We start from the raw sequence: 3864 nt of genomic DNA, 5'->3' as shown, positions 1-3864 counted from the left end.
TTTAACCAGCAAAACAGGTTGGTGGGGGTTCGGGTGGGTGCCTGGCCCCCCTTTTCGTTTTAGTGGGTGATCGGCAGTAGATGGCATCTGGGCCGTGCGGAAAGCGGTCATGAACTTTCGATGACACTTCTTTGGTCGTAGTGTCTAAAGTGAATTCGGATTCCCAGCGACCGTGGAGACAAAGGTGTCTAGTAAGCAAGTGTCTTTTCTTGAAAATCTTAAGAAGGTTCTTCCTGATGAATCGGTAGTCCAGGATGAACTAGTTTTATCGGAAAATTCTAGGGACTTCGGACAGTTATCCGAGATGCCGATTAATCCCATTGCAGTCGTCTTTCCTACAGAAGCGCAACAGGTCCAGCAGCTCATGCAACTGGCTACTGAATTTGGAATGCCGGTGATTAGCCGTGGGGCCGGCACAGGCGTATCTGGCGGTGTCCATGTCTTAGGCGAAGCCGTCATTCTCAATCTGAGCAGGATGAACCGGATCCTCGATATCCGTCCCGATGACGAAATTGCTGTTGTCGAGCCTGGGGTCATTAATCACGACCTCAATGTGGCAGTCGCCAAATTTGGTTTGATGTATGCCCCCGATCCGGCAAGCTACAAGATGTCCACCCTAGGCGGCAACGTCGCTACGAATGCGGGTGGTCTACGCTGCGCAAAGTATGGAGTTACGCGCGAATCAGTTCTGTCTCTGGATGTTGTCCTTGCTGACGGGCGCCTGATACGCGTTGGCAAGAATACCTTCAAGGGTGTAGCCGGCTACGACCTAACAGCGCTATTCACGGGATCTGAGGGAACCTTGGGCGTTGTAGTGCGAGCAGTGCTTCGATTGCGTTACCTGCCTGTAGACGAACGTGACGTCTCTTTGCTTTTCCCTTCACTCGAAGAAGCGGTTCACGGTGTGCAGCTCATTGCAAAAGCCAGGATCCAGCCAGCGATTCTGGAACTGATCGACCACGCGACCATTCAGGTCTTGGACAAACAATATTCAACCAATCTCTCTGCGTCAGGTGGAGCCATGTTGTTGGCCAGGCTAGACGGATATGGAGCAGCTCGTGAAGAGGAAGCCATCCGCGAGGTATTTGCAGATCGCAATGTCGTACTCAGCTCGGCTGGAAGCAGCGAGGCTACTCAACTCATCGAAATGCGACGCACCAGCAGGGGAGACACCAAAGATGATGCCTACAGGACCGGTGAAGACGTAGCGATTCCGAAGAGCAAAATGGTGGAGTACGTTCACCGGCTGCAGGCGGCTGCAAAGCAAGAGCGAGTCGACTTGCGAATGATCTCCCATGTTGGCGACGGCAATTTGCATCCCACATTTTCTGTAGAACCTGACGACGTTGGCGATCCGTTGGCTCGATTGCACCGCGCCGTTGAGAGTTCCGTGCGCATTGCTTTGGAAATGGGAGGAACGATTACGGGTGAGCACGGTGTTGGCCTGATCAAGAAGGACTGGTTGCCATGGGAACAATCGGCAGATGTGCTGCAGCTTCAACGCAGCATCAAGTCACTACTGGATCCATTGAATATCCTGAACCCGGGTAAAGCTATATAACTGTAACGCTGTTGGCTGATGCCGGTCCTTGGCCCTACCGGTCTATCGGAAAAGGATTATGTGATCAGAATGCTCAGGGTGTAGAGTAAAAACGTTCTTGATCACGGGATATGGCGCAGCTTGGTAGCGCGCGTCGTTCGGGACGACGAGGTCGCAGGTTCAAATCCTGTTATCCCGACCAATAACGATTAAGAGGGGCCCAGTTCTACTGGGTCCCTTTTTCTTATTCTTGAGACAATCGGGATCGGCCCGAGGGAAATCCCTAGGCCCGATATTGGCTCCAGATAACGCGAACATCGCGCATCTTTGCCTTTCAGCTGACTAACGAGCTGTAGATCACTCGAGGATGGCGCCTTTGGATGTGCGTTCAGGGAACTTTTTAGGTATAGTTATATCTCGTGCTAAGGCATTCATTGCTGATCGGATATCTGATCAAGCAAATGAATAGCAAGTCATATTGGGATATGGTGTAATTGGCAACACAACGGTTTCTGGTTCCGTCATTCTAGGTTCGAGTCCTGGTATCCCAGCGCTTCACCAAAGCAATTTGGTGAGCTGAAGATTTATCTTCAGCATACGGCCCCATCGTATAGCGGCCTAGTACTCCGCCCTCTCACGGCGGCAACACGGGTTCGAATCCCGTTGGGGTCACAAATATCGCGGAACTTCGGTTCCGCGATTTTTTTATGCCCAAACATGTTCCGTGAATAGTCATTGACCCGAATCCTGTTCTCGTGTGTTCAGTGCTGTACGCCTGTAGACATAATGGATCCCTAGCACGGAAACCTCGGTTGGCTGCATGGCAGCTAGCAAAGAGTATTGCGCCGTGGCGGGCGCGCTAATCGTAGAACTTATCCAACTTCTGCGAGGGGTGAGGAAATCTGGGATTTGCCGGCCCCAGGCACTCTTTGGGGTGTACAGCCGTGCCAACCATTTCTGTCTACATACCTGTGTGGCCAATCAGCGCTGGAAAGTATTTAGGGAATGCATTGCTAACCAGATAGGCGGATCCACCGCATGGAGCCTGAGCTGGTGCAGTGAGTCTTCACGGGAAGCCCGCTATTAGCGAGCCTCGAGCTCGTCGCAAGCCGACGGAGACGACGTTTATAAGAAGCGCTAGTAGGAATCTTCGAATCTTACGAGCACAGTGGCGTTACAACATCCCAGGTGCGAACTCAGGTGGGCCACAAACTGTCGAACAGCATCCAGAGGTGTTTTGACTGCGATCTGTATACGTACGGGAAAGCTGGAACCGGGAACACCCAATTCTTACCTCCTTGCAAAACGCTATGTGCTCTACCTTGAGAAACGGAATGCCCTGGTCATCATTCACCGCAGAGTTTTCCATGCATCCAAATCCTGGAACGGCAGGATCTGCTGAACTGGTTTCGAGTGATAAACGCAGGCGTCTTTGCGGCTCTTATATGTTCACTTCGCGTAGCGCAGTTATCGAATGATGTTTCAGACGGTCCCGTCTACGTTTCTGGACAATGTGCTATGACCCAAATACGTGAATCGAGGAGAGACCAATTCCAGCGCGAAGTCTACGAGGACAAGATTGGCGGCAGATTAGGCTGTGCTGTTTCGGATAGCTGACAACGCCAAGTTGTGTGTGGAACACCCCGGACCAACTTCCTGCCTGAATTTGATCGTCCATATATGAGTGGGTGGGGAATGATCGATTGTCATCTTGACATTGTTGCAAGTGCTTCCAGTACAGCGGTCAATCCGAGGTGACTGACAGCGACGCACTCCTTGGCCAGTCATGGGTAAGAGGGAGGTAGTTCAACTACGCCTCGGTGAATGGCGGAGTCGCAGTCGACCGCGAATCTGGAAAACGAGAACAAGCGACAGCAGCAATGACTCGTTCCCACTCTTGTAGCAAGCCGAAGTCGATCAACTACGGAGAACCAAGCAAGGAGTTCGGAAGGCCCCCCGGGTGTAGCGGCTGTGGTTGTAGGTTCCTGTGTTGGCTGCCAAAGTACAGCAACGAATTTTGCGGGTACCGGAACGCGCATGGGCGCCAGGGTTGTCACGACGGATGACCATCAAGCCTGCTTTTGGACTGGAAACTGCAGGTGTAACCACAGTCACCTCTAAAAGCACCGATCCGATTTGTAACTGTCCGAAAACCTGTGTATAGTTTTTATCTGTCGCCGCAACGAGGTCAGCTTGAAGCTGATACCAAATCCGGTGACAATCACTCAGAAAAAGCTCAAGTAATTTTGAGCGAAATAAATATCTGAGAAATATAACGCTGGACGAAATCATGGCTCGAATTGACGGGTTGTGGAGAACCGGTA

Annotated in this window: 2 protein-coding genes and 3 tRNA genes; 4 read left to right on the top strand and 1 reads right to left on the bottom strand. The window is 51.7% G+C overall.

The annotated features are described in order from the left end of the window. Positions 1-199 precede the first annotated feature (199 nt). From H6F58_RS17865 to H6F58_RS17850, 4 genes are all read left to right on the top strand, one after another. Positions 200-1561, top strand: a complete 1362-nt coding sequence (locus tag H6F58_RS17865) for an FAD-linked oxidase C-terminal domain-containing protein (RefSeq protein WP_257745884.1) — start codon at positions 200-202, stop codon at positions 1559-1561. A gap of 104 nt (positions 1562-1665) precedes the next feature. Further along, positions 1666-1742 (top strand) — tRNA-Pro (locus H6F58_RS17860). A 277-nt stretch (positions 1743-2019) separates the two neighbouring features. Then, positions 2020-2091, top strand: a tRNA-Gln gene (locus H6F58_RS17855). A gap of 48 nt (positions 2092-2139) precedes the next feature. After that, positions 2140-2212 (top strand) — tRNA-Glu (locus tag H6F58_RS17850). 1245 nt (positions 2213-3457) lie between these two features. Here the strand turns inward: H6F58_RS17850 and H6F58_RS18020 are convergent. Further along, the coding region (locus tag H6F58_RS18020; protein WP_206693805.1) for a hypothetical protein at positions 3458-3864 on the bottom strand (407 nt) is incomplete at its 5' end.

It is taken from the genome of Glutamicibacter sp. FBE19, assembly GCF_015524875.1.
GTDB classification, from domain to species: Bacteria; Actinomycetota; Actinomycetes; order Actinomycetales; family Micrococcaceae; genus Glutamicibacter; species Glutamicibacter halophytocola.
This window is presented reverse-complemented; position numbering and strand designations above follow the sequence as displayed.